At 64.2% G+C, this 24,207-nt stretch carries 23 protein-coding genes; 21 read left to right on the forward strand and 2 right to left on the reverse strand.

What is annotated here, in order from left to right:
* Nucleotides 1–20 precede the first annotated feature (20 nt).
* The 4 genes from BTJ49_RS07635 to BTJ49_RS07650 all read left to right on the forward strand — a co-directional run bounded on the left by BTJ49_RS07635 (nt 21) and on the right by BTJ49_RS07650 (nt 3,128).
* Nucleotides 21–785 carry an FKBP-type peptidyl-prolyl cis-trans isomerase gene (locus BTJ49_RS07635; protein ID WP_113064788.1) on the forward strand — a complete coding sequence of 255 codons (765 nt, stop codon included), beginning with the start codon at nt 21–23 and terminating at the stop codon, nt 783–785.
* 155 nt (nt 786–940) lie between these two features.
* Nucleotides 941–2,287, forward strand: coding sequence for a UDP-glucose/GDP-mannose dehydrogenase family protein (locus BTJ49_RS07640; RefSeq protein WP_113064789.1), 1,347 nt, complete (start codon nt 941–943; stop codon nt 2,285–2,287).
* 11 nt (nt 2,288–2,298) lie between these two features.
* Complete coding sequence (locus BTJ49_RS07645) at nt 2,299–2,511, forward strand: SlyX family protein (protein WP_113064790.1); 213 nt, start codon at nt 2,299–2,301, stop codon at nt 2,509–2,511.
* Between the two features lie 56 nt (nt 2,512–2,567).
* Nucleotides 2,568–3,128, forward strand: a complete 561-nt coding sequence (locus BTJ49_RS07650) for a DUF2058 family protein (RefSeq protein ID WP_113064791.1) — start codon at nt 2,568–2,570, stop codon at nt 3,126–3,128.
* Between the two features lie 39 nt (nt 3,129–3,167).
* Here BTJ49_RS07650 and BTJ49_RS07655 read toward each other — a convergent pair whose 3' ends face one another.
* Complete coding sequence (locus BTJ49_RS07655; RefSeq protein WP_113064792.1) at nt 3,168–5,228, reverse strand: 3-hydroxyacyl-CoA dehydrogenase NAD-binding domain-containing protein; 2,061 nt, start codon at nt 5,226–5,228, stop codon at nt 3,168–3,170.
* Between the two features lie 210 nt (nt 5,229–5,438).
* Here BTJ49_RS07655 and BTJ49_RS07660 point away from each other — a divergent pair, with 210 nt between their 5' ends.
* The 11 genes from BTJ49_RS07660 to recO all read left to right on the forward strand — a co-directional run bounded on the left by BTJ49_RS07660 (nt 5,439) and on the right by recO (nt 17,219).
* Complete coding sequence (locus BTJ49_RS07660; RefSeq protein WP_146742300.1) at nt 5,439–5,918, forward strand: hypothetical protein; 480 nt, start codon at nt 5,439–5,441, stop codon at nt 5,916–5,918.
* A gap of 2 nt (nt 5,919–5,920) precedes the next feature.
* Nucleotides 5,921–8,509, forward strand: coding sequence for an EAL domain-containing protein (locus tag BTJ49_RS07665; protein ID WP_240601771.1), 2,589 nt, complete (start codon nt 5,921–5,923; stop codon nt 8,507–8,509).
* Nucleotides 8,510–8,687: 178 nt separating this feature from the next.
* Nucleotides 8,688–9,278: an RNA polymerase sigma factor RpoE gene (gene rpoE / locus BTJ49_RS07670; RefSeq protein ID WP_113064794.1), complete on the forward strand. Its 591-nt coding sequence runs from the start codon at nt 8,688–8,690 to the stop codon at nt 9,276–9,278.
* Between the two features lie 2 nt (nt 9,279–9,280).
* Nucleotides 9,281–9,997, forward strand: a complete 717-nt coding sequence (locus tag BTJ49_RS07675; RefSeq protein WP_113064795.1) for a sigma-E factor negative regulatory protein — start codon at nt 9,281–9,283, stop codon at nt 9,995–9,997.
* Between the two features lie 166 nt (nt 9,998–10,163).
* Complete coding sequence (locus BTJ49_RS07680) at nt 10,164–11,591, forward strand: DegQ family serine endoprotease (RefSeq protein WP_113064796.1); 1,428 nt, start codon at nt 10,164–10,166, stop codon at nt 11,589–11,591.
* A 147-nt stretch (nt 11,592–11,738) separates the two neighbouring features.
* The gene (gene lepA, locus BTJ49_RS07685) at nt 11,739–13,529 is read left to right on the forward strand and encodes a translation elongation factor 4 (RefSeq protein WP_113064797.1); all 1,791 of its coding nucleotides are present in this window, start codon (nt 11,739–11,741) and stop codon (nt 13,527–13,529) included.
* Between the two features lie 116 nt (nt 13,530–13,645).
* A complete protein-coding gene (gene lepB / locus BTJ49_RS07690) occupies nt 13,646–14,452 on the forward strand; it encodes a signal peptidase I (RefSeq protein ID WP_113064798.1) in 807 nt (268 codons plus the stop codon).
* Between the two features lie 48 nt (nt 14,453–14,500).
* Nucleotides 14,501–14,878: a DUF4845 domain-containing protein gene (locus tag BTJ49_RS07695; protein WP_113064799.1), complete on the forward strand. Its 378-nt coding sequence runs from the start codon at nt 14,501–14,503 to the stop codon at nt 14,876–14,878.
* A gap of 4 nt (nt 14,879–14,882) precedes the next feature.
* Nucleotides 14,883–15,539, forward strand: coding sequence for a ribonuclease III (gene rnc, locus BTJ49_RS07700; RefSeq protein WP_113064800.1), 657 nt, complete (start codon nt 14,883–14,885; stop codon nt 15,537–15,539).
* Entirely contained in the window at nt 15,536–16,444 is a 909-nt protein-coding gene (era, locus tag BTJ49_RS07705; RefSeq protein ID WP_113064801.1) for a GTPase Era, read from the forward strand. The genes rnc and era overlap by 4 nt, the downstream gene beginning before the upstream one ends.
* Nucleotides 16,445–16,502: 58 nt before the next feature.
* Nucleotides 16,503–17,219, forward strand: a complete 717-nt coding sequence (gene recO / locus BTJ49_RS07710; protein WP_113064802.1) for a DNA repair protein RecO — start codon at nt 16,503–16,505, stop codon at nt 17,217–17,219.
* A 7-nt stretch (nt 17,220–17,226) separates the two neighbouring features.
* Here recO and BTJ49_RS07715 read toward each other — a convergent pair whose 3' ends face one another.
* Nucleotides 17,227–17,952, reverse strand: a complete 726-nt coding sequence (locus tag BTJ49_RS07715) for a response regulator (protein ID WP_113064803.1) — start codon at nt 17,950–17,952, stop codon at nt 17,227–17,229.
* 46 nt (nt 17,953–17,998) lie between these two features.
* Here BTJ49_RS07715 and BTJ49_RS07720 point away from each other — a divergent pair, with 46 nt between their 5' ends.
* The 6 genes from BTJ49_RS07720 to BTJ49_RS07745 all read left to right on the forward strand — a co-directional run bounded on the left by BTJ49_RS07720 (nt 17,999) and on the right by BTJ49_RS07745 (nt 24,188).
* Nucleotides 17,999–20,026, forward strand: a complete 2,028-nt coding sequence (locus BTJ49_RS07720) for a YdbH domain-containing protein (RefSeq protein WP_240601772.1) — start codon at nt 17,999–18,001, stop codon at nt 20,024–20,026.
* Between the two features lie 69 nt (nt 20,027–20,095).
* Entirely contained in the window at nt 20,096–20,713 is a 618-nt protein-coding gene (locus tag BTJ49_RS07725; protein ID WP_113064805.1) for a YdbL family protein, read from the forward strand.
* Between the two features lie 68 nt (nt 20,714–20,781).
* The gene (rlmD, locus tag BTJ49_RS07730; RefSeq protein ID WP_113064806.1) at nt 20,782–22,089 is read left to right on the forward strand and encodes a 23S rRNA (uracil(1939)-C(5))-methyltransferase RlmD; all 1,308 of its coding nucleotides are present in this window, start codon (nt 20,782–20,784) and stop codon (nt 22,087–22,089) included.
* Nucleotides 22,089–22,604, forward strand: coding sequence for a CYTH domain-containing protein (locus tag BTJ49_RS07735; RefSeq protein WP_113064807.1), 516 nt, complete (start codon nt 22,089–22,091; stop codon nt 22,602–22,604). The genes rlmD and BTJ49_RS07735 overlap by 1 nt, the downstream gene beginning before the upstream one ends.
* 1 nt (nt 22,605) lies before the next feature.
* Entirely contained in the window at nt 22,606–23,631 is a 1,026-nt protein-coding gene (nagZ, locus tag BTJ49_RS07740) for a beta-N-acetylhexosaminidase (RefSeq protein ID WP_113064808.1), read from the forward strand.
* 14 nt (nt 23,632–23,645) lie between these two features.
* A complete protein-coding gene (locus tag BTJ49_RS07745; RefSeq protein ID WP_113064809.1) occupies nt 23,646–24,188 on the forward strand; it encodes a hypoxanthine-guanine phosphoribosyltransferase in 543 nt (180 codons plus the stop codon).
* Nucleotides 24,189–24,207: the final 19 nt, after the last annotated feature.

The following is a 24,207-nucleotide window of genomic DNA, read 5'->3' on the forward strand; positions in this document are numbered from 1 at the left end:
CACACACGAGGGAGTATCGAATGAAGCATTTTCCGCGTTATGCGATGACGGCCGTCGCCGTTGCCGCGCTGGCCATGTCCACAGGTGCGTTCGCGCGGACGGGCGGCAAGTCCAAGGCTGCGCCCAAGGTCAACAAGAACGAGGCCAGCTACGTGGTGGGCTGGGATCTGGCGAGCCAGCTGCCGCCGATCGTCCGCGACGAGATCAATCCGTCCATCGTCGCCAAGGCCCTGCAGGACGCGCTGTCCGGCAAGAAGCCGCAGATCGACGAAGCCAAGGCCAAGCAGGTGCGTGAAGCGTTCGTCACCGAGCTGCGCAGCAAGGCCAAGGCCGAGTACGAGAAGATGGCCACCAAGAACAAGCGCGAAGGCGCCGCGTTCCTGGCCGCGAACAAGAAGAAGCCGGGCGTGAAGACCACGTCGTCGGGCCTGCAGTACAAGGTCATCAAGCAGGGTACGGGTCCGCATCCGGGTCCGAAGGACACCGCGGACATCGAGTACGTGGGCACCTTCATCGATGGCAAGAAGTTCGACGCTTCGGCCGACCACAAGGGCGGTGGCCCGACCCCGATTCCGCTGTCCAGCGTGATCCCGGGTTTCCGCGAAGGCCTGGAGCTGATGCAGGTCGGTGGTCACTACAAGCTGTACATTCCGTCGGACCTGGCCTACGGCGAGCAGCCGCAGAACGGCTTCCCGCCGAATGCCACGATCATCTTCGACGTGAAACTGGACAAGACCACGCCGCCTGCGCCGAGCAGCGGTGGCAAGGGCGACAGCGGCAACTGATCAAGTTCCGTTCGACCTTGCAAGTGTTCGTACGGGGCGCGGAACGATCCGCGCCCCGTCTTGTTTCCGGCGTCGTGGAGAGGCGTGCGCTGGTCCCCGTCCCGCGGGCTGCCTACAATATGCAGTCTGTTCCAGTCAGTGGATAAAGAGCCATCATGAAAGTGACGATCTTCGGTACCGGCTATGTGGGCCTGGTCACGGGTACATGCCTTGCCGAAATGGGCAATCACGTAGTCTGTGTGGATGTGGATGCAGACAAGGTGGCCGGCTTGGAGCGGGGTCAGATCCCGATCTACGAACCGGGTCTGGAACCGATGGTGACGCGCAACCACGCCAGCGGACGCCTGCGCTTCACGACCGAAGCGGCGCCGGCCATTGCTCAGGCCGAAACGATTTTCATCGCCGTTGGAACGCCGCCGGATGAGGACGGTAGCGCCGACTTGCGCTACGTGCTCGAAGTCGCTTCGACGATCGGCGAGCATCTCGATCACTACGCCGTGGTTGTCGACAAGTCCACGGTGCCGGTCGGTACGGCCGACCGTGTGCGCGCCACGTTGCGCGCTGCGCTTGATGCACGTGGCGCCAAGGTCGAGTTCGACGTCGTTTCGAATCCCGAGTTCCTCAAGGAAGGCGATGCGGTCAACGATTGCATGCGTCCGGACCGGATTGTCATCGGCAGTTCCAGCGACCGGGCGATCGCGCAGCTGAGCAAGCTGTACGCACCGTTCAATCGCAATCACGAGCGTCTGGTGGTGATGGATGAGCGTTCCGCCGAACTGACCAAGTACGCGGCCAATGCGATGCTGGCGACCAAGATCAGCTTCATGAACGAGATCGCCAACATCGCCGAGCGCGTCGGTGCGGACGTGGAACAGGTGCGTCTTGGCATCGGCTCGGACCCGCGCATCGGTTTTCATTTCATCTATCCGGGTGCGGGCTACGGCGGTTCGTGCTTCCCCAAGGACGTGCAGGCGCTGGAACGCACGGCGAAGGCGCACGATTACACTGCGACGCTGCTGGAGGCCGTGGAAGCCGTCAATGCGAAGCAGAAGCACAAACTGTATGAACTCATCGAGCGTCACTTCGAGGGCGATCTGAAGGGTCGGACCATCGCGCTGTGGGGACTGGCGTTCAAGCCCAATACCGACGACATGCGCGAGGCGCCCAGCCGCTATCTGATGGAGGCGCTGTGGAAGGCCGGTGCGCGCATTCGGGCCTTCGATCCCGAGGCGCGCGACGAGGCGCGGCGCATCTATGGCGAGCGCGAGGATCTGCTGCTGTGCGATTCCCTGCAGGAGACGCTGGAAGGCGCCGATGCGCTGGCCGTGGTCACCGAATGGAAGGCTTTCCGCAGCCCGGATTTCGAAATGCTTGCCGAGCGCCTGGGTGAGCGCGTGCTGTTCGACGGCCGTAATCTGTACGATCCGGAGCAGGTCGAAGAAGCGGGACTGGCCTATTACGGCATCGGTCGCGGTCGTTCCGCGCAGGTCAGCCACAGCTGAGTGAGCAGACCATGACCCAGGAATCCGAACGCTTGCAGGACATCGAAGTCCGCCTGACTTTCCTCGATGATGCGGTCGGCGGTCTGTCCGAGGCGGATGCCGACCTCAGCCAGCGACTGCTGGCGGTCGAGCAAGCATTGCGCGCGTTGCGCAGCGAGGTTACTGCGTTGCGTGCCGCGGTCGGCCACGACGCACATAGCGAGCCGCCGCCGCCACACTACTGAAACGCCGGCCTGCTTGGATGCATGCTGGGACGTCATGATTGAAAGGGTGCCATGTCATGGCCGATTCGTTGCGAGATCAACTGCTCAAGGCCGGCTTCGTCAGCAAGGCGAAGCCGAAGCCGGAGCGTCGCGAGTTCAGCAAGAAAAAACGCGGTGGGAAAAATCGCGGTAGTGCCAAATCTGCTTCGGCATCGGAGTCGGCTTCCGGTGAAGTCGATCTTGCGCGCGCCTATGCGATGCGCGCAAAGGCCGAGGCTGGCGAGCGTCGGCGCGAGAAGGCCGAAGCCGAGCGTCTGGCGCGAGAGCGCAAGGAGCGCAAACGCAAGCTGCGCGAAGTGCTGGACGGCGCAGTCCTGAACAAGGCCGATGCAGAGCTGATGCGTCATTTCGAGTACGGCGGAAAGATCCGTCGCGTGCATGTCGATAGCGATCAGTTGGCGCGACTCAATGCCGGCGAACTGGCGGTCGTGCAGCAGGGAGGACGCTATCTTCTGGTTGCGCTGGATGTCGCGGACAAGGTGCGCGCCTTTGCGCCCGAGCACATCGCATTGCAGGTCGATCCCGAGACCGAGAGCGGCAAGGGCGACGACGGCGTGCCGGACGACTTGGTCTGGTGATGTGCGGTCGGCGTCCCGTGTGGACGCCGACTCTCCGGTTCAGACGTCCGAGCGTTCGCGCAGGAGTGGACTGTCCCACCCGTCGCGCGGACGGAAGCGATCTCCGTGACTACGCGCGAGGGTCTCGAGCCGATTGCGCAATTCGTCGGCGCCTGTTTCGCGGATGTACTGGATCGGACCACCGAGGAACGGTGCGAAGCCCGTGCCGAAAATCACGCCGGCATCCAGCAGGTCGGCCTCGTCGACGACCTTGTCGTGCAGGCAGGCCACGGCTTCATTGACCATCGGAAGAATCATGCGGTCGGTGATGTCGTCGGCGGGCTTGTAGCCGGACTCGACCTCCGGCTTCTGCGGCTTGCCGTCTTCCCACACGTAGAACCCGCGACCGTCTTTCTTGCCGCGCTTGCCGTCGTCGAGACGGTCCTCCATGCCGTGTGGAATCTGCAATCCGAGGAAGGGCGCCAGCTCCTTGCCCACGGACACGCATACATCCAGCCCGACGGTGTCGGCCAGTTCGATCGGACCCATGGGCATGCCGAAGCGACGCGCGGCCTTGTCCAGCACGGCGCCGGGGACGCCCTCGCCGAGCATGCGGATCGATTCCAGCAGATAGGGCATGAGGATGCGGTTGACCAGGAAGCCCGGCGTGCCGGCCACGGCCACCGGCAGCTTGCCGATGGCCTTGCAGAAGGCCAGGGCGCGCTTTTCGGTCTGCGCGTCCATCTTGTCGTGCCGCACGACCTCGACCAACGGCATCTTCGCCACAGGATTGAAGAAGTGCAGGCCGAGGAAGCGCTCGGGATGTTTCAGGCCGCTGCGCAGTTCATCGAGCGGAATCGAGGAGGTGTTGCTGGCCAGCAGCTCGTTGGCCTGGAACTGGGGTTCGATGTTCGCATAGAGCTTCTGCTTGGCTTCGGCGTTCTCGTAGATGGCCTCGATGACGAGATCGGCGTCGGCCACGCCCTTGCCTTCGACGTCCGCGCGCAGGCGTGACATCGGCTCGGCGGCTTTGTCTGCGGACTTCAGCTTCTTTTCGTACAGCGCGCGGGCACGATCCAGTGCCGGCTGTACATATTTCATTTCGCGATCCTGCAGCGTGACCTGGAATCCCTTGAGTGCGCTCCAGGCTGCAATGTCGCCGCCCATGACGCCGGCGCCGACTACGTGCACGTGCTCGATGCCATGTTCGGTATCGGAGCCGAGCTTCTTCAGTCGTTCTTGCAGGAAGAACACGCGGATCAGGTTGCGTGCGGTCGGCGTGGCGGCGAGCCGGGTCACTGACTTGGCCTCCAGGCGCAGGCGCTGACTGATATCACTTCCGCCGCGGCGCCAGACTTCGATCAATGCGAACGGTGCCGGGTAATGCTCCTTGCGCACCTTGGCGGCAGTCTGTTTGCGCACCATCGGTGCGAGGATCTGCCGTGTCGGCCAGATATTGGTGGCCCAGGCCATGAAGCGTTGCGGAAAAGGTCGCTTGCGCGGACGGTGCACAAGCTTGCGCGCCATCTCCATCAATGCATCGGCTTCGCACAACGCGTCGACCAGACCGGCGGCGCGAGCACGGCCTGCCGAGAAGGGGCGACCAGTGAGCATGGCCGGCAGTGCCTGCGGTGCGCCGATCAGACGCGGCAGACGAGCGGTGCCGCCCCAGCCCGGATGGATGCCGAGCATGACTTCGGGCAGTCCGATGCGCGTGTTCGGGGCGTTGACGGCCACACGCTGATCGCAGGCCAGCACCAGTTCCGTGCCGCCGCCCATGCAGGCGCCGTGAATGGCGGCGACGGTGGTGCAGGGCAGGCGCGCCAGTTTCTGGAAGACCTTCTGGCCGTTGCGGATGTTGTCGAGCACGCTGTCGTGGCGTGCGAACTCGATGAATTCGTGGACGTCGGCGCCGACCGCGAAGCCGGCGGACTTGGCGGAATGGACGATCACGCCGCGCGGCGCTTCGATGGCCAGCCGCTCGACGATTTCGTCCAGTTCCTCGATCACCGCGCGCGACAGTGCATTGACGCTGCTGTCGGCCCGGTCCAGGGCCAGGGTCACGATGCCGTCGTCGTCGCAGCCGGTCTGCCAGTGCTTGAAGCGCAATCCCTCGAACATGAGCTCTGTATCGCCAGCGGAATGGGACGATCACGATACCGCGAGGTTTCCGTGAATGCGAGGTGCTTCACAGCGGTGCTGAACCTGTGGCGTATACATGTCCGGGGAACCCGTGCGCATCGGGCTAGCATCGCTTATGCTGCGCAGGCGACGCGGCCGTGTGGATGGGGCGCAGGTGCTGTGTCACGCAACATTGGAACGAACCATACGATGGAAGCGGCAGGACTCCAGCCAGGCATAGACACTCTCGACCGCATCGTCGACGCCGAGTCGACGCTTGTGGTGCTGCGTACCGATCAGCCCGAGGTGTTGGTCGAACAGTTCAGGCAGATTACGCGTCGAAGCGGGCAGAGCGCATATGTGTGGTACCACGACGGCGGTCTGCACAGCCTGCGCGAAGGCGGTGTGCGGGTTCCGGGATGTCGGCGCGTCGGCGACACGCTGCGTTATGTGCTGCAGAGCATGCATTTCGGCATCTATCTGATGATCGGCGTGCAGGGGCCGCTCGACCGCGCCGAGCAGACGCTGCTTCGTCAGCTCGAGCGGCGACGTTCGGAGCAAGTGCGACGGGTGGTATTGCTGACCAACGACGACGCGTTGATCGAATCGGTCGACGGATTGGCAACGGTGATCGGCGGAGCCGTGGCGGGTGCGCGGCCGCGGTTGCGCGACGGACGCTGGGTGGTCTGACTATGTTCGCCAAGTTGGCACCGCATGTTCTGATTGTGGCCGCGGACCGCGATGATCGCCGTAGACTCTTCGATGCGCTCGACGGACAGGGACTCGCAGCGTTGTACACCGCTCGCGACGCGCGCCAGGCTCGCAATCTGCTGTCCGAAAGCGCCGAATTGCAGGCGGTGATTCTGGATTTCCATGGCGAGGCACACGAGAACGTCGCGCTGTGTGCACATCTTCGCAGCCTGCCAGAGGCTGCTGGCGTGCACATACTCGGCATCCTCAGTGCCGATCCGCAGCAGCGATCCTGGGGGTACCAGCATGTTCCGCCCGGTGTCGATGACTGGCTCCGGAGTCCGATCGATGTCGGGGAAACACGTGTCAAATTGCTGACCCTGTTGTCCGGGAAGGACCGCAAGCCGGCCATTGTCGGTGCCGGCGCGATGGGCGATTACCGCTTTGCCTTCGATTGCGATGACAACGAATTGCTGGTCCTGGATGCCGACAACGGCGAGATCCTGGACCTGAATCCTTCCTTTGAACGCAGCTCCGGCTACGGGCGCGAACAGCTGCGGGGCCGGGATGCGGCGCCCCTGCTCGGCTTGAGCGAGAGTCAATTCGCAAAGATGCGCGAGGTGGTGGAGAAGGACGGCGTGGCTCGCCGCCGCTGCAATCGCGGGCGCGCGAACGGCGAGTCGGACGTGGTCGACTTGACCATGCAGCCGGTCACGCGCGGCGGTCAGCTCGTGCATCTGGTCAGTCTGAGGGATCGCCGTGAACTGGAAGCCGCGCGCATGGCCATGGGGCTGCTCGCCCGCATGCAGGCCACGGGCAAGGGTGAGGATCGCATGGCCGCCTCGGCCCGACTGTTGGCGGATCTGCTGCAATTGGACTACGTGGCGGTCTACTCGGCGCGCCCCGAACTCGAGGACGGCCCGCAGTTGCTGACGCGTGAGCTGCGCCGCCAGTTCACCAGCGATGCGCCGGACCCGCTCAACGGTGGCACGTTGAAGCTGGTGTTGGACGGCCGCCCGGTGCTGCTGCCGGCGATCAGCCCGCAGGTGGCGCAGAATGACGATTTCATCGCCAGGATGGGCTTCGGCGCATTCGCCGGATTGCCGCTGCTGGACGAACGCCGCAATGTGCTTGGCGCCTTGCTGATCGGTTCGCGCGACTCCTGGCGCGGGCGGCCGCTGCTGGCCGAGACGCTGCGTGTGGCCGCGGCGCGCTTCGGCTTCGATCTGGAGCTGCAACGCGCACGCGAGCAGGGACGCGCCAAGGGCCTGCAGGACGGCCTGACCGGACTGCCCAATCGCCTGCTGTTCAATGACCGCCTGGAAACCACGCTGCGTGAAGCACGCCGCACCGGCGAGATGTTCGCCGTGCTGTTCGTGGATCTGGACCGCTTCAAGAGCATCAATGATTCGCTGGGACATTCCGTCGGCGACAAGGTGCTCAATGCCGTGGCGCAGCGTCTGCGCAAGTCGGTGCGCGGCTCCGATACCGTGGCGCGCTATGCCGGCGACGAATTTACGGTGATCCTTCGCCACATCACCCAGCGCGACGACGTCAAGCGCATCGCCGAGAAGATCGTCAACCTGATGGAAGTGCCGCTGACGCTGGAAGGTGATTCCGAGCTGCGCATGACGGCCTCGATCGGCATCAGCTTCTATCCGGACGACGCCACCACGGCCGACGACCTGCTCAAGTACGCCGATGTGGCGATGTACAACGCCAAGGGCATGGGGCGGAACAACTATCAGGTCTACCAGGCGGTTTCGGAGGAGTCGAGCCAGCAGCGAATCGCCCTGGAAAGCAATTTGCGCAAGGCCGAGGACAACGGCGAGCTGCGTGTGTACTACCAGCCGCAGATCGACGTCGAGTCCGAGGACATCGTCGGCATGGAGGCGCTGGTGCGCTGGGAGCATCCGGAACTGGGCATGATCAGTCCCGGCTTCTTCATCCCGCTGGCCGAGGAAACCGGTCTCATTGTCGGCATCGGCGAATGGGTGCTGCGCACGGCCTGCGCCGACGCTTATGCCTGGCAGCAGCGGTATGGCCTGCGGTTGCGCGTCGGCGTCAATCTGTCTGCGGTGCAGCTCCGTCAGAAGAGCTTGCCCAAGATGGTGGCCGATGCGCTTGCTTCCAGCGGGCTCGATCCGAGCAGTCTCGAGCTGGAAGTGACCGAGAGCATCAGCGTGAAGTCGGTCACCAACCTGATGGAGAATCTGGACGCGCTGCACGAGATCGGGTGCCAGATCGCCATCGACGATTTCGGTACCGGGCACGCTTCGCTCGATTATCTGCGGCGTCTGCCGGCGCGGCGTATCAAGATCGACCAGAGCTTTGTGCGCAACATCGGCGTGGACCCGGATGACGAGGCCATCGTCAAGGCCACCATCGACATGGCGCACAGCCTGAAGCGGGATGTGGTCGCCGAGGGTGTCGAGATCGAGCCGCATCTGCGTTTTCTGCGAGAACAGCACTGCGACGAGGTGCAGGGATATCTGTTCTGCCGTCCGCTGCCGGCGCAGGCCTTCGATCGCATGATGGCCGAGCGGCAGCGTCTGTTCGGGCGGCGTGCCGAAGGCGGCATGGCCGGTTGATGGTCGTGCGTGGGGGCTTCTTGACGACCCTGGCGACCGCCCCCATCCTCGTTAGCGAACTCCGGCCGGATTTGCCGGTCATAGTCAGGGTTGCGCGTATCGGCGCTCATGTCGATGCCGGGTGAACACCTGATACGGGCGCAGTCCCGCAGGGGACTGCAGAGGAGAATGGCCCGGCATGGGCGAAAACGAACTGGACCGCGCGCTCGTCGAGCGCGTACAAAATGGCGACAGGGGCGCGTTCGACCTGCTGGTGCGCAAGTACCAGCACAAGGTGATCGGGCTGATTTCCCGTTACATCTCCGACCGCAGCGAATGCGAAGACGTTGCGCAGGAGGCGTTCGTGCGCGCCTGGCGCGCCCTGAAGTCGTTCCGCGGCGATAGTGCGTTCTACACCTGGATGTACAAGATCGCCGTCAACACCGCCAAGAATCACCTGGTTGCACGCGGGCGGCGTCCGCCGGCCGATGACATCGCCGTCGAGGACGCGATGTACGGTCCGACCGCGGAGCGTCTGTACGAGACGGCCACCCCTGAACGCGAAATGATGCGTGAGGAGGTGGAACAAACCGTGTTTTCCACTGTCCAAGAACTGCCGGACGAGCTGCGCACGGCCATCACCCTGCGGGAGGTGGACGGTCTCAGCTATGAGGAGATCGCCGAAGCCATGGATTGCCCGATCGGCACCGTGCGCTCCCGTATCTTCCGGGCCCGTGAGGCCATCGACCGGCAACTGCGGCCCCTGCTGTCCCATCGTGAGGAATCGTAAAGATGAACGAAGCCCACCGTGAGAACCTCTCCGCCTTGACCGATGGCGAGCTTGCGTTCGATCAGGTTCGCTTCCTGCTGCGGCGCGTCGAGCACGACGCCGAATTGCGCGCGTCGTGGACCAGTTACCACGTCGGACGCGATTGCCTGCGTGGCGAATTTTCCGGGGCGGCGCGCGTCGATTTCGCCGACCGTGTGATGGCTGCGCTGGATTCGGCGCCGTCTTCCGCCGCGGTCGGTCACGGCTCGCGACGATGGTTGCGCTGGTCCGCCGGCGGTGCGATTGCCGCCAGTGTGGCCGCCGTGGCCCTGATGGTTGCGCAGCCGCAGACCTCGTCCCCCGGCGACGCAGCCGCAGGCGGTCCGGCCATTGCCGCAGCGAACACGTCTTCGGATGTTTCCGCCAACACCGTGATGCGCGCCCCTGAGGTGCCGAGCTGGTTGTCGATCACGCCGATGGCGGGTCAGCTCAGTCAGCGCGCATCGGCCAGCACACTGGATGGTCAGTTGCGCGGTGACACGTTGACGCCTGCCACGTACCAGTTGAGCGGTGATGCGCTCATTCCCACCACGTACGCAAGGCGGGCGGCGCCGTACATGAGCATGCGCGGTTATCCGGCGCACGAGGCCGCCAATGCCCGCCAGTACGGGCGGGCGGATGTCGGCGGCTGGGTCATCCCGATGACGCCGAGCTCCGAATCGCCGACGAAGGCGCACTGACGCAAATAACGGGACGGCGGCGTGCGCCGTCGTCCTTCGCGTTCTCGTGACGCCATTTCCCAAATCGAAGAACCCCGCGGACCATGCGTTCCGCTGGTCGACCCGTTGTGGCCATGTGCGACAAGGCATCTGTTTCGACGAAACCATCCAAGGAGGCAACCACCCCATGAGAGCCATTACGATGCGTCTCGGCGCCACCTTCGGTCTGCTGATGCTCGCCATCGGCGCCCAGGCCGCGCAACTGCCGGATTTCACCGGCATCGTCTCGAAGAACGCGCCTGCGGTGGTGCATGTCGAGGCCAAGTACGACGGCGGCAAGTCGCCCTCAATGCAGATGCAGCAGCAGGGCGGTCCGGATCAGCAGCAGATTCCGGAGATTCTTCGTCGTTTCTTCGGCGGCCCGATGGGGCCCCAGGAAGATCCCGCGCACACCTCATTGGGTTCGGGCTTCATCATCTCCAGTGACGGCTACATCCTGACCAACGACCATGTGGTCGACGATGCCGACTCGGTGACGGTGCGCCTGCAGGACCATCGCACCTTCAAGGCCAAGGTCGTGGGCTCGGACAAGCTCTATGACATCGCGTTGCTGAAGGTGAAGGCGCACGACCTGCCGACCGTGTCCATCGGCGATTCGAGCAAGCTCAAGCCGGGGCAGTGGGTGCTGGCGATCGGCTCGCCGTTCGGCTTCGACTACACCGTGACCCAGGGCATCGTCAGCGCCGTGGGACGCAATCTGGGGCGCCAGGACCAGCCCTACACCTCGTTCATCCAGACCGATGTGCCGATCAATCGCGGCAACTCCGGCGGTCCGCTGTTCAATCTGGATGGCCAGGTGGTCGGCATCAATTCGCAGATCTATTCCAACACCGGCGGCTACATGGGCGTGTCGTTCTCGATTCCCATCGATCTGGCCATGAATGCCGTGCAGCAGCTCAAGACCAAGGGTCATGTGTCGCGGGGCATGATCGGCGTGGGTATCCAGAATGTCGACCAGGACAAGGCCAAGGCGCTGGGTCTGGCCGATGTGCGTGGCGCGCTGGTGCGCACCGTCAATCCGGGCAGCCCGGGTGATCGGGCCGGACTGAAGGTCGGCGATGTCATCACGGACTTCGACGGGCGCGTGGTGAATACTGCTTCGGATCTGCCGCCGATGGTGGCGGCCACCGCTCCGGGTACCGAGTGCACGCTGAAGGTGATTCGTGACGGCAAGACGCGCACAATCAAGGTCAAGCTCGGCGAGCTGAAGGGCAATGGTGACGGGCCGTCCGCCGGTTCGATGGGCAGCAGCAGTTCCAAGCTAGGCTTCAGCGTGCAGTCCATGACCGACGATCAGCGCCAGATGCTGGGCCTCAAGCGCAGCGAGGGCGGCGTGGTCATCGACCATGTCGATGGTCGCAATGCCGCCGAGGCCGGGTTGCGCCCCGGTGACGTGGTGCTGATGGTCGGCCGCAAGAAGGTCTCCACGGTGTCCCAGTTCGACAAGGCCATCGCCGAGTACAAGCCGGGCAGCACGGTGATGCTGCTGGTTCGCGATCGAGGCGGCAATACGGCATTCGTCACGGTCACGGCGGCCAAGCCGGGTAGCGAATAACGTCCTTTTTGCGCACCGCCGCTGCCTGCGGCGGTGCGCATGGACACGGCGTTCCATGCGATAATCGACGCCTTGCACCGTCTGCGTCCGCGGGCGGTGCCTTGCCATGTGCACACGGCAGCATGGCCCAAGCCAAGCACGGATTCCATGGATCATATTCGCAACTTCTCCATTATCGCCCACGTCGATCACGGCAAGTCGACGCTTGCCGATCGCATCATCCAGCTCTGCGGCGGTCTGACCGAGCGCGAGATGGCCGAGCAGGTGCTCGACAACAATCCCATTGAGCGCGAGCGCGGCATCACGATCAAGTCGCAGGCTGTGTCGTTGCCGTACACCGCGCGCGACGGCAAGACCTACCAGCTCAACTTCATCGACACGCCGGGCCATGTGGACTTCTCCTATGAGGTCAGCCGTTCGCTGTCGGCGTGCGAGGGCGCGCTGCTGGTGGTCGACGCAGCGCAGGGCGTGGAGGCGCAGTCGGTGGCCAACTGCTACACCGCGGTGGAGCAGGGCCTGGAAGTGGTGCCGGTGCTGAACAAGATCGACCTGCCCACGGCCGACCCGGACCGCGTCAAGGAGGAAATCGAGGCGGTGATCGGCATCGAGGCCGACGACGCCATCGCGGTCAGCGCCAAGACCGGCGAGAACGTGACCGACGTGCTGGAGGCTATCGTCCAGCGCATCCCGCCGCCGAAGCCGGGCGACACCGACAAGCTGCAGGCGCTGATCATCGACTCCTGGTTCGACAACTACCTGGGCGTGGTGATGCTGGTGCGCGTGATGCAGGGTGAACTGAAGCCCGGCAGCAAGATCCAGGTGATGTCGACCGGCCGCTCGCACGGTGTCGACGAGGTCGGCGTGTTCACGCCCAAGCGCAAGAAACTGCAGCGGCTCGGCGCGGGCGAGGTCGGCTGGGTCAACGCGGCGATCAAGGATGTCCACGGCGCGCCGGTCGGCGACACGCTGACCCTGGCCAACGATCCGGCGGACAAGCCGCTGCCCGGCTTCCAGCAGATGCAACCGCGCGTGTTCGCGGGACTGTTCCCGGTCTCGGCCGACGACTATCCGGACCTGCGTGAGGCCCTGGACAAGCTGCGCCTCAACGACGCCGCGCTGTTCTTCGAGCCGGAATCCTCCGAGGCCATGGGCTTCGGTTTCCGCTGCGGCTTCCTGGGCATGCTGCACATGGAGATCGTGCAGGAACGTCTGGAGCGTGAGTACGACCTGGACCTGGTCACCACCGCGCCGACCGTGGTCTACGAAGTCGAGAAGACCGACGGCGAAGTGATCAGCCTGGACAATCCGGCCAAGCTGCCGGCGTCGCCGCAGATCACCGAGGTCCGCGAGCCGATCATCGTTGCCAGCATCCTGACGCCGCCCGATCACGTGGGCGCGATCATCACGCTGTGCGAGGAGAAGCGTGGTGTACAGAAGGGTATCCAGTACTTGGGCACGCAAGTGCAGATCAGCTACGAACTGCCGCTGGCCGAAGTGGTGCTGGACTTCTTCGACCGCCTGAAGTCGGTGTCACGCGGCTACGCCTCGATGGAATACCACTTCCAGCGGTTCCAGCCCGGCCCGTTCGTACGCGTGGACGTGCTCATCAACGGCGAGCGTGTCGATGCGCTGAGCCTGATCGTGCACCGTGTGCAGGCCGAGACCCGCGGTCGGGACCTGGTCGAGCGCATGAAGGGACTGATTCCCCGACAGCAGTTCGACGTCGCCATCCAGGCGGCCATCGGCGGGCAGATCATCGCCCGCTCGACGGTCAAGGCGTTGCGCAAGAACGTGCTGGCCAAGTGCTACGGCGGCGACGTCAGCCGCAAGAAGAAACTGCTGGAGAAGCAGAAGGAAGGCAAGAAGCGCATGAAGCAGGTGGGTCGTGTGGAGATTCCACAGGAAGCCTTCCTGGCTGTGCTGAAGGCCGACAAGTAGACGGTGCAGGGAAATAGGGCACAATCGGCGGCAGGAGTGCCGGCGGTTTTCCCGGCATTCCATGGCAGGGCGAGTGTGATTCCACGCGCCGCCCGCGTGATTTTCAGGAAATAGGCATGGCATTCGATTTTGCGTTGACGCTGCTGGTTCTCACCGTTCTGTTCGGTCTGGTCTGGGGGCTGGACCGCGCTTTCCTCTATCGTGCGCGCAAGCGCCGCGCCGAGGAAACGGGCAAGGACTATCGCGATCCGTGGCCGGTGGACTGGTCGCGATCGCTGTTTCCGGTGGTGCTGCTGGTGCTGGTGCTGCGTTCGTTCGTGGCCGAGCCGTTCCGCATTCCCTCACCCTCGATGTATCCGACCTTGAAGGTGGGCGATTTCATTCTGGTGAACAAATTCAGCTATGGCCTGCGCCTGCCGGTGTTCCACACCAAGATTCTGAAGGTGGGCGAGCCCAAGCGCGGCGATATCGTGGTGTTTCGTCCGCCGTGGTCGCCGGATCAGGACTGGATCAAGCGTGTCGTGGGTCTGCCTGGCGACAAGGTCGTGGTGCGCGGCGAGCAGGTCTTCGTCAACGGCAAGCGCGTCGAGACGCAGCCCATCGGGCCCTATGCCGGCGACGTGTCGGACAAGTACGACCGCATGATCATGAGCAAGCAGGGCATGGTGCTGGACGAGAATCTGGATGGCGTGCATCACCACATCATCGAGACGCCGCTGGCGCATTTCGCGCCCAACGTGCCCAATGGCGACAATCCGGTCACGGTGCCGCAGAATTGCTATTTCGTGATGGGCGATAATCGTGACGACAGTGACGATAGTCGCTACCACGGCTGCGTGCCGGAAAAGGACCTTGTCGGCAAGGCCTTCTTCATCTGGCTGAGCCTGCATTCGATGAACCGCATCGGAACGGTATTGCATTAACTGGCATCAGGGCGGCCCGGCGGGCGCCGCATAGGGGAGACCGAAATCATGAAATCCAGGCAGAAAGGCATCACGCTGTTCGGCTTTATCTTCATCATTCTGATCGCGGGTTTCTTCGCGTACATGGCGATGAAGCTGTTCCCGCCGTACTACCACTACATGGGCGTCGAGAAGGCGATGAAGGAAATATCGCAGGAGGACCTGACCGGCAAGAGCCGCGACCAGATCCGTCGCGAGTTCATGTACAAGCTCAGCTTCCAGTACGCGGACGATCAGTTCGGTTCGAAGAACGTCCGTTTCGAACAAAATAGCGGTGGTTCGACCACGCTTCACGTTGTGTACGACAAACGCGTGCATTTCATCTACAACATCGACTTCCTGATGCATTTCGAGAAGAGCGTTCCGTTGTCCGGATCGGTCGAGTGAGCGTGTGAAGCTGGATCATTCCTTTCGCGACCCGGCTCTGTACGAACTGGCGCTGACTCATCGGAGCATCGGCCGGCCGAACAACGAGCGTCTGGAATTTCTCGGCGACGCGTTGCTGGATCTGGTGGTCGCCGAGATGCTGTTTGAAGCCCACCCGAATGCAAGCGAAGGCGAGTTGACACGCTTGCGTTCGGAGTTGGTCAATGGCAAGCGACTGGCCGGCTTGGCACGCAAACTCGAGCTTGGCGACAAGCTGCGTCTGGGACCGGGGGAACTGAAGAGCGGTGGATATCGACGTGATTCGATTCTTGCCGACGCCTACGAAGCCCTGATTGCGGCGGTATACCTCGATGCAGGCTTCGATGCCTGCCGGCGCGTGGTGCAGAAGCAGTTCGCTGCACTGGTGCAGGACACGCCACGTTCGCGCAAGGATGCCAAGACGCGTCTGCAGGAGTGGCTGCAGGCGCGCGGGCTGACGTTGCCGACCTACGAGCTGCTTGCCGCGCACGGCGAAGATCACGCCCGCACCTTCGAGGTTGCATGCACGCTGCAGCAACCCGACACGATGCGTTTCGAAGCCCAGGGCAAAAGCCGTCGCGCGGCTGAACAAAGCGCGGCCCAACAGGCGCTTGTACGACTCGAGCGCGGAGACACGAAATGAATGATTCCGCCGAGCAGGATTTCCGCTGCGGCATGGTGGCCCTGGTCGGGCGCCCGAACGTGGGCAAGTCGACCTTGCTCAACGCCCTGATCGGTTTCCGGTTGAGCATCGTTAGCCCGAAGCCGCAGACGACGCGTCACCGCATTCTCGGTATTGCCAACAGCGACGACGGTCAGATTCTGTACGTGGACACGCCTGGCCTGCACCGCGGTGCGCGCAAGGCCATGAACCGGAGCCTGAACCGTGCCGCGCGCGCGGCCATCGCCGAGGTCGATGTGGCGGTTCAGGTCGTCGAGGCCGGACGATGGACCGACGAAGACGAGGCTGTCTACGCAGCGCTCGCCGAGCGTTCGGTGCCGTCGCTGCTGGCGATCAACAAGGTCGACAAGCTGCGTGACAAGGAAGCCCTGCTGCCGTTCGTGGCCGAGTTGTCCGAGCAGCACAGTTTCGATGAAATCTTCTACGTCAGCGCGCTGAAGCGCAAGGGTCTCCAAGATCTGGAGAAGGGCATTCTTTCGCGGTTGCCGTCACGCGCGCCGATCTTCGGTCCGGACGACGTGACCGACCGGAGCGAGCGGTTTCTCGCCGCCGAAATGGTGCGCGAGCAACTCATGCTGCGGCTGGATCAGGAGCTGCCGTATGCGACCACGGTCGAGATCGAGCGCTTTGCGGATCGCGAGGACGGTCTGGCGGAGATTCATGCCGTGATCTGGGTCGAGCGCGACAGCCAGAAGGCCATCGTCATCGGTGCGCGCGGGGAACAGCTCAAGGCCGTCGGTGCGGCCGCGCGGCGCAGCATCGAGCGTGTGTTCGGACGGCGTGTCTTTCTCAAGCTCTGGGTCAAGGTCCGTGCCGGCTGGGGCGACGACGAGAACGCGCTGAAACGCTTCGGTTACACCGACTGATCCTCTCGGCGGTCGTCCTGCGCTAGCCTAGCGATTCCGCTTTCGGACTTCGTTCCCGATGCTTCTCGTCCAGCAGCAGCCTGCCTATGTCCTGCATGCGCGTGCCTACCGCGAGACGTCTCTGCTGCTCGAGTGCCTGACGCGCGATCATGGGCGTCTCGGCGTGGTGGCGCGAGGCGTGCGCGGTCCACGCTCGCGTTTGCGCCGGGCCGACCTGGAGCCTTTCCAGTCGCTGGAGCTGGACTTCACTTTGCGTGGTGAGCTGGCCACGCTGCGCGGCATCGAGCCGGTGGGCCGGTTGCTGCGATTGAAGGGCGATGCGCTGCTTTCGGGTCTGTACATCAATGAACTGGTCGTGCGCATGTGCGCGCGCCAGGATCCGCAGCCGATGCTGTTCGATGCGTATGCCGATACGCTGTCACGACTCGACACTGCGCAGGCGCCAGGTTGGCCGCTCCGGCGTTTCGAGCGGGATCTTCTGGATGCGCTGGGGTATGCCATGCTGCTTCGTCATGAGGCGGATGCCCGAACGCCGTTGGATCCGCAGGCGCTGTATCGCTATTTCCCGGAGACCGGCGCTCAGCGTTGCGCTCCGCAGGCGCCGCAGGCTGTACGGGGCGAGGATCTGCTGGCGCTGGCTGCCGATCGCTGTCCGGAGCAGGATGGCCTGCGCCGCCTGCGTGGATTGATGCGCGAGGTGTTGCGCTTTCACCTGGGTGGTACCGAGTTGCGTGCCTGGCGGATGTTGCGTCCTGGCCCACCTTCGGCGAGTTGAGTCGACCTCAGTCGCTGGACGGCGCGCGTTCTTGCAGCGCCAGCAAGGTTCCCGCGAGTCGTTCGCGGAAATGTTCCAGCGCCGCATCGCGGCGTTCCGGCGTGGCGGACGAAAGTTGTTCGCATGCACGCGCCAGCGGCAGCGCGCCGCAAAATCCGCACGAAGCGCGGAGACGGTGCAGGCGCTCGTTCAGCGCCCCGCGTTCCTGGATCAAGGCGTCGAGCTGTGCGGACAAGGTCTCGAGTTCTTTGCGGAACAGACCGCGCAGCGCCTGTAGCGTGTGCGCGTCACCGCTGGCGTCCAGGGCCGCGGTCTCGTCCAGCAAGGGAGGAGCATGCGGTAGCAGGGCTTGCACAGCCTGTTCGAGCTCGTGAACCTGCAGCGGTTTGCGCAGGACTTCACGAAAACCGCTGGCGCGAAGCTCGCGCTCCATGTCCGGTGTGACTTCGGCGCTGCTGGCAATGGCGGGTACGCCGTGCGAGGCCGAGGTGGTCTCGCTCGACAGCGCGTCGAGAATCTCCCGCGCGCCGTGGCCGGGAAGGCGGCAATCCAGCATCAGCAGGTCGTAACGGCGCTCGCGTGCACACGACAAGGCCTGTGTCCCATCGGCACAGGATTCGACGTCCAGCCCCAGCCCACGCATGGCCTCCGCCATGAACAAGGCGCTGACCGGGTCGTCCTCTGCGAGCAGGACGCAGGCGGGCGAAGCGGTTGCTTCGTTGACGTCGGGCATGGTCGTTGATGTGACGTTAGGGAAGAGTTTGGCAGAATGGCCTGCGATGAACCTGCGATCAAGCCGTAATTACTGCGCATGCTGGATGCTGTTGGCGATCTCCCTGCTGGGAGCGCACACGGCACGGGCCGCGACGTCGGTACAGGCGGCCTCGGTCGTGCTGCCGGGTGTCGCGCTGAAGCAGGTAGACGGAACTCTCGCTCCCGATGCGGATGGGCAGCTCGCCTTGCACCTGAGCATCGCCAGCGCCGATGTCGATGCGCTGGGCTGGAAGCATGTCGGGGTCGATTTGCAGGGAACGTTGATACGCAGCCGCTCGGATACCTGGTACTGCCAGGGCCGCCTCACGCTGCGCGGTGCGCCGGGAGGGATGCTGCGCAAATCGGGGCGCTTCGGTCTGATCCTGGATATCGGGGCCAACACTCTGCAACTGGATCTCGGGGATGGAAAGGACGAGACGGTGTCCCTGGCGTTGCCGCTGGATCAGACCACCCATGTCCAGGCGCAATTCATCCATGTTCCGCTGGCCTGGCTGCAGGGGCCGCTGTCGCATGCCTGGTCGGGACGCCTGAAACGGGGAAGCATCGACGGCACGATGGCCATGGATTTCTTTCCGGATGGCCTCCAGGGGGCGGCGTCGCTGCAGTTGAGCAAGGCCAGCTTCGATGGCGGCTCGGTCGCGGGCGAGGGCGTCGGTCTGAAGGGGCGCCTGAAGATCGACGTCAATGCCCAGCGCAGTCAGATCGGCGTAAGCGGCACGCTGCGCGGTGGCGATCTTCTGCTGGGGCCGGTTTACGCAAATCTTCCCGCTCATGCGACGCAGTTGGCGTTCGACCTGACGTCTCAGGGCGGTAGCATGCGCGTCGATCACCTCAGTTTTTCCGATCCGCGTACGCTGTCCCTGGCCGGCGGCTTCATCTTCGGGGCGGATGGCAGTCTGCACAGCATGACGTTGAATCGTTTCGGCGCACGCTTTCCGGCGGCGTACCAGCGTTACGGAAAGACCTGGTTGTCCACGCTGGGGTTGAATGACCTGAAGACCGACGGCGGCCTGAGCGGCGCCCTGGTGCTGGGCGCGAACGGTATGCGCGCACTGCGTCTGCAGGCTGACCAGTTCGATGTGCGCGACGGCGCAGGCCGCTTTCGTGTCCATGGCCTGAACGGTGAACTGGACTGGAACCGCAGTGGTACGCGACCCGCCACGGCAATGTCCTGGAAGGGCATGGATCTGTATCGCATTCCCCTGGGGGGCGGCACCAGCCACTGGCGCAGCGAGCGTGGCGTGTTGCGCCTGACCTCCGCCGTCACGGTGCCGGTGCTGGGCGGTCAGCTCGGCATTCAGCAATTTGCCTGGCAGCCCGGAGCCAGCGAGGGCGACCGTGTGGACATGACTTCGACCGTGACCGGCGTGGACATGAGCAAACTGAGCCACGCCTTGGGGTGGCCGCGTTTCCACGGGACGTTGGCCGGTTCAATGCCGGGTCTGAGCTACGTCGAAGGCAACATCCGTTTGCAGGGCGGATTGGCGCTGAACGTATTCGACGGTTTCGTCGATGTCACCGATCTCTCGCTGAAGCATCCCTTCGGCGACACCCCGGAGCTGGCGGCCGACGTCAGCTTGCACAAGCTCAACCTGGGCGCCATGACCGACGTATTCGATTTCGGCAAGATCACCGGCGAACTGCATGGCGGCATTCGCGATCTGCGCCTGGTGGATTGGGCGCCGGTCGGCTTCGATGCGCAGTTGCTGGCCGACTCTGGCGGTCGAATCAGCCAGCGAGCCGTGAACAACCTCACCTCGGTCGGCGGGGGCGGTATCGCCGGTGGCCTGCAAGGCGCCGTGCTCAAGCTGTTCAAGAGTTTCCGCTACGACCGGATCGGCCTCCATTGCAAGTTGGAAGGCAGTGTGTGCCGGATGGGCGGTCTGGAGCCGAAGGACGGCGGATACTTGATCGTGGACGGCGAGGGTCTGCCTCATCTCACTGTGATCGGTCATCAGCATCGCGTCAGCTGGCCGACACTGGTTTCGCGTCTGAAATCCGCCATTGAAGGCGGTGGTCCGAAGGTCGAGTAAACCCTTTCGGCGCGTGCGCCGGCAGGGCTTTTTGTGGGACCATGCATCCATCTTCAGGAGAACTCCGTCATGCGTAAGCTCGTTGCCCTTTTTGCCGTGCTGATGCTGACCGCGCTGGTCGGTTGCGTCACCATCAACGTCTATTTCCCCGAGGCGGCGGCGCAGAAGGCGGCCGACCAGTTCATCGGTTCGGTCATCGATCAGGGGGCGCAGGCGGCACCGGCGCCGAAGAATGGGGCATCCTCCGGCATGGAATCCAAGCCGGCCGAGGGCGGACCTTCGGCCAGCGTGATCGATCTGTTGATTCCTGCCGCCTATGCGGCGGGCAGCACCCCGGACCTGCGGATCCATACGCCTGCCATCGATGCGATTCATGCGCGCATGAGCAAGCGTTTCCGCGAGTCGCTGAAGTCGCTCCTCGACGAGGGCGCCATCGGATTCACCCAGGATGGTCTGGTCGCGGTGCGCAGTCTTTCCGCGGCGCCGCTGGCGCAGCGTGCAGGGGTGAAGAGCACGGTCGCGGCCGAGAACAAGGACCGCAATCAGCTCTACACCGCGATTGCCAAGGCCAACGGTCATCCCGAGTGGGCTTCACAGGTTCGTGAGACCTTTGCCCAGTTGTGGGTCCAGCGTGCGCACGCCGGCTGGTACTATCAAAACAGCGCTGGAGTCTGGAAGCGCAAGTAACGCGTCCCGCGTGGGTCGTCCACTCCTTTTCCATCGCCCGGGTCGTCGCCCGGGCGTGTTTTTTGCCCATGAAGAAACATACCCAAGTCGAAGTCGATATCACCGATCTGAGTCATGACGGACGCGGTGTCGCGCACGTCGACGGCAAGGCCATGTTCGTGCGCGGCGCACTGCCGGGCGAACGCGCCACGGTGCGCGTGACACGCAGCAAGCGTCATTTCGACGAAGCCGATGTCGAGACCCTGCATACCCGCAGTCCGGAGCGTGTCGAACCGCGCTGCGCGCACTTCGGACAGTGCGCCGGCTGCAGCTTGCAGCATCTGGACCCTGCTGCGCAGATCGTCGCCAAGCAGCGCGTGCTGGCCGAGAATTTCGAACGCATAGGCAAGGTGGAACCCGCGCGCTGGCTCGATCCGCTGCATGACGAGCCCTGGCAATACCGCCGCAAGGGGCGGCTTTCGGTCAAGCACGTGCTCAAGAAGGAGCGGGTGCTGGTCGGTTTCCGTGAGTCCAATCCGCGCTTCGTCGCCGACATCCGCCGCTGCGAAGTGCTGCATCCGGCCCTGGGACCGAAGATCGAGGCCATCGGCGACATGCTGTCGACGCTGCAGGCTGCCGCGCAGATCCCGCAGATCGAGTTCGCGGCCGGCGACGAGACCGTGGCGCTGGTCATCCGTCATCTGGAACCGTTGAGCGACAGCGATCAGGAAAAGCTGACCGCGTTCGCGCGCGAGCACGGCTTCGCGATCTACCTGCAGCCCGGTGGATTGAGCAGCGTGCACCCGCTGTGGCCGGAGGCGCCGCACCTGTCGTTCACGCTGCCCGACCACAACGTGAAACTGGATTTCGAGCCGCTCGACTTCGTGCAGATCAACGGCGGCATGAACCGTCGCATGATTGCTCTGGCCTTGGAGCTGCTGGACCCGCAGTCGACGGATCGCGTACTCGACCTGTTCTGCGGGCTGGGCAACTTTACGCTGCCGGTCGCACGCCGGGTGGCGCAGGTCGACGGCGTCGAGGGCGATACTGAGCTGGTGCGCCGGGCCGGTGCCAACGCGCAGGCCAACGGTATCGACAACGCGCAGTTCCATATGGCCAACCTGTTCGAGGATCACCGCAAGGCGGCCTGGGCGCGACAGGGCTGGGACAAGCTGCTGCTCGACCCGCCGCGCGCCGGCGCCGACAAGGTGCTGGAGTTCCTGCCGGGCAAGGCTACGCATCGTGTCGTGTACGTTTCCTGTCATCCGGGTTCGCTGGCGCGCGATGCGGAGATCCTGGTGCGCAAGCACGGCTTCCGGCTCAGCGCGGCCGGCGTCATGGACATGTTCCCGCATACCGCCCACGTCGAATCCATCGCCCTGTTCGAGCGCGACTGATGGCGACCGAGATCGAGCGCAAGTTCCTGCTCGATGGCGAGGCCTGGCGGCCTCTTGCCGTGCGCAGTCAGCGCATGGAGCAGGGCTATCTGGTCGATGCCGCGGCGATGGAAGGCGGTTTTGCCCGTTGCTCGGTGCGCGTGCGCATCGCTGGCGAATCGGCCTGGCTCAACGTGAAGTCGGCGCGGCTCGGCATCGAGCGCGCGGAATACGAATATGCGTTGCCGCTGCCGGACGCGAAAGCCATGCTCAGGGATCTGTGCCGTGGACGGGTGGCGAAGACTCGCCATTTCGTTCCGGTCGATGCGTACACCTTCGAGATCGACGAATTCGAGGGTGAGAATCAGGGGTTGATCGTCGCTGAAGTGGAGCTGGAGCGCGTTGATGCCGAAGTGCCGCGCCCGGCCTGGCTTGGGCGCGAGGTCAGCCATCTGGCGCGCTACTACAATGTTCATCTCATCGCGCATCCGTATGCGCGCTGGTCAACGCGCGAGCGCGCGGGAGAGGAAGACTGAGATGCTGCTGATCGGAACGTCGGGAACCACGTTGACGGCGCACGAGCGCGACCAGATCCGTTCGCCGATGGTGAGTGGACTGGTGCTGTTCAAGCGCAATTTCGCGTCACGCGAGCAGGTTGCCGCGCTGGTCGCCGAAGTGCGCGCGGTGCGGCCGGACTCCGATTTCGTCATCGCCGTCGACCAGGAAGGCGGCGTGGTACAGCGCTTCCGTGAAGGATTCACCCGTCTCCCGGCGCTGGCCACGCTCGGCGCCATGCACGACCGGGACCCGGAACAGGCGCGCGCGCTGGCCGAGGAGCACGCCTGGGTCATGGCCAGTGAACTGCGTGCCATTGACGTCGATATCAGCTTCGCACCGGTGGTCGATCTGGCGCGCGGCAACCGCATCATCGGCACACGCGCGCTGCACGAGAATCCGGAGGTGGTCTCGTCGCTGGCCGACGCCTACATCCGCGGCATGCACATGGCCGGCATGGCGGTGACGATCAAGCATTTTCCCGGACACGGCACGGTGCTCGAGGATACGCATATCGAGTCGGCCGTCGATCCACGTTCTCTCGACGACATCCGCGAAAGCGATCTGCTGCCGTTTGCCGAGAGCATCGCGCTCGGTGTCGAGGCAGTGATGATGGCGCACATCGTGTATCCGCAGGTCGACGCCGCGTCGGCGGGGCAGTCGAAGGTCTGGATCGGAGAGGTTCTGCGTCACGAACTCGGATTCCAGGGGCTGATCTTCAGCGACGACATCAGCATGGTCGGCGCCGGTCAGTCCGGCAGCCTCGAACAGCGCGTCAAGGCGCATGCCGAGGCGGGATGCGACCTGATCCTGGCATGCCAGCCCGACGCGGTGGATGCGGCGATGCAGGCGGTGGAGACGCTGGCGCTGGAGCCGTGCTCGGCCGACCGCGTGGCCACGCTGCGCGGTGCGGCGGCGGCGACCTGGGACGATTTGACTGACAACCCGCAGCGCGATGTCTTCATTGCGCGTCTGGACGCGCTGCGCAAAGAGGAGGTACAGGCGTGAGTGATGCATCCACGATGTCGTTCGAACAGGCGCTGGAAGTGTCGGATGTGCTGTTCGACCGCGAGACGCTGCAACGGGCGATAGCCGAGGTCGGTGGACGTCTGGATGACGCGCTCGACGGTGAGCGGGCCGTGTTCCTCACGATCATGCAGGGTGGCCTGATCTTCGCCGCGCAACTGGCGCTGTCGATGCGCACCGATGTCGAATTCGACTACGCGCACGCCACGCGCTACCGCGGGGCGACCCGGGGGCGCGACCTGCAGTGGCTGCGCAAGCCGGAAGCGCCGATGCAGGGACGCACCGTGCTGCTGGTCGACGACATCCTCGACGAGGGGCATACCCTGCAGGAAGTGCGCGAGGCGTGCCTGGAGATGGGTGCCAGACGCGTACTTGTCGTCACGCTCTGCACGAAGCTGCACGACCGCCGGGTACCCGGCATGCAGGCCGACTTCAATGGCGTCGACGTGCCGGACCGCTATGTATTCGGCTACGGCATGGATTATCACGAGCAAGGGCGGAATCTTCCTGAAATCCGTGCCTTGCGTACCCCTTCCTGAGTTCGTCGAATTAGTTCCT

This window comes from Oleiagrimonas sp. MCCC 1A03011, assembly GCF_003267965.1.
Classification (GTDB): domain Bacteria; phylum Pseudomonadota; class Gammaproteobacteria; order Xanthomonadales; family Rhodanobacteraceae; genus Oleiagrimonas; species Oleiagrimonas citrea.

What these genes read in the sequence shown, in the direction of transcription:
- BTJ49_RS07635 (WP_113064788.1), top strand. Translation starts at nt 21, where the DNA reads ATGAAGCATTTTCCGCGTTATGCGATGACGGCCGTCGCCGTTGCCGCG.
- BTJ49_RS07640 (WP_113064789.1), top strand. Translation starts at nt 941, where the DNA reads ATGAAAGTGACGATCTTCGGTACCGGCTATGTGGGCCTGGTCACGGGT.
- BTJ49_RS07645 (WP_113064790.1), top strand. Translation starts at nt 2,299, where the DNA reads ATGACCCAGGAATCCGAACGCTTGCAGGACATCGAAGTCCGCCTGACT.
- BTJ49_RS07650 (WP_113064791.1), top strand. Translation starts at nt 2,568, where the DNA reads ATGGCCGATTCGTTGCGAGATCAACTGCTCAAGGCCGGCTTCGTCAGC.
- BTJ49_RS07655 (WP_113064792.1), bottom strand. Translation starts at nt 5,228, where the DNA reads ATGTTCGAGGGATTGCGCTTCAAGCACTGGCAGACCGGCTGCGACGAC.
- BTJ49_RS07660 (WP_146742300.1), top strand. Translation starts at nt 5,439, where the DNA reads ATGGAAGCGGCAGGACTCCAGCCAGGCATAGACACTCTCGACCGCATC.
- BTJ49_RS07665 (WP_240601771.1), top strand. Translation starts at nt 5,921, where the DNA reads ATGTTCGCCAAGTTGGCACCGCATGTTCTGATTGTGGCCGCGGACCGC.
- rpoE (WP_113064794.1), top strand. Translation starts at nt 8,688, where the DNA reads ATGGGCGAAAACGAACTGGACCGCGCGCTCGTCGAGCGCGTACAAAAT.
- BTJ49_RS07675 (WP_113064795.1), top strand. Translation starts at nt 9,281, where the DNA reads ATGAACGAAGCCCACCGTGAGAACCTCTCCGCCTTGACCGATGGCGAG.
- BTJ49_RS07680 (WP_113064796.1), top strand. Translation starts at nt 10,164, where the DNA reads ATGAGAGCCATTACGATGCGTCTCGGCGCCACCTTCGGTCTGCTGATG.
- lepA (WP_113064797.1), top strand. Translation starts at nt 11,739, where the DNA reads ATGGATCATATTCGCAACTTCTCCATTATCGCCCACGTCGATCACGGC.
- lepB (WP_113064798.1), top strand. Translation starts at nt 13,646, where the DNA reads ATGGCATTCGATTTTGCGTTGACGCTGCTGGTTCTCACCGTTCTGTTC.
- BTJ49_RS07695 (WP_113064799.1), top strand. Translation starts at nt 14,501, where the DNA reads ATGAAATCCAGGCAGAAAGGCATCACGCTGTTCGGCTTTATCTTCATC.
- era (WP_113064801.1), top strand. Translation starts at nt 15,536, where the DNA reads ATGAATGATTCCGCCGAGCAGGATTTCCGCTGCGGCATGGTGGCCCTG.
- recO (WP_113064802.1), top strand. Translation starts at nt 16,503, where the DNA reads ATGCTTCTCGTCCAGCAGCAGCCTGCCTATGTCCTGCATGCGCGTGCC.
- BTJ49_RS07715 (WP_113064803.1), bottom strand. Translation starts at nt 17,952, where the DNA reads ATGCCCGACGTCAACGAAGCAACCGCTTCGCCCGCCTGCGTCCTGCTC.
- BTJ49_RS07720 (WP_240601772.1), top strand. Translation starts at nt 17,999, where the DNA reads ATGAACCTGCGATCAAGCCGTAATTACTGCGCATGCTGGATGCTGTTG.
- BTJ49_RS07725 (WP_113064805.1), top strand. Translation starts at nt 20,096, where the DNA reads ATGCGTAAGCTCGTTGCCCTTTTTGCCGTGCTGATGCTGACCGCGCTG.
- rlmD (WP_113064806.1), top strand. Translation starts at nt 20,782, where the DNA reads ATGAAGAAACATACCCAAGTCGAAGTCGATATCACCGATCTGAGTCAT.
- BTJ49_RS07735 (WP_113064807.1), top strand. Translation starts at nt 22,089, where the DNA reads ATGGCGACCGAGATCGAGCGCAAGTTCCTGCTCGATGGCGAGGCCTGG.
- nagZ (WP_113064808.1), top strand. Translation starts at nt 22,606, where the DNA reads ATGCTGCTGATCGGAACGTCGGGAACCACGTTGACGGCGCACGAGCGC.
- BTJ49_RS07745 (WP_113064809.1), top strand. Translation starts at nt 23,646, where the DNA reads ATGTCGTTCGAACAGGCGCTGGAAGTGTCGGATGTGCTGTTCGACCGC.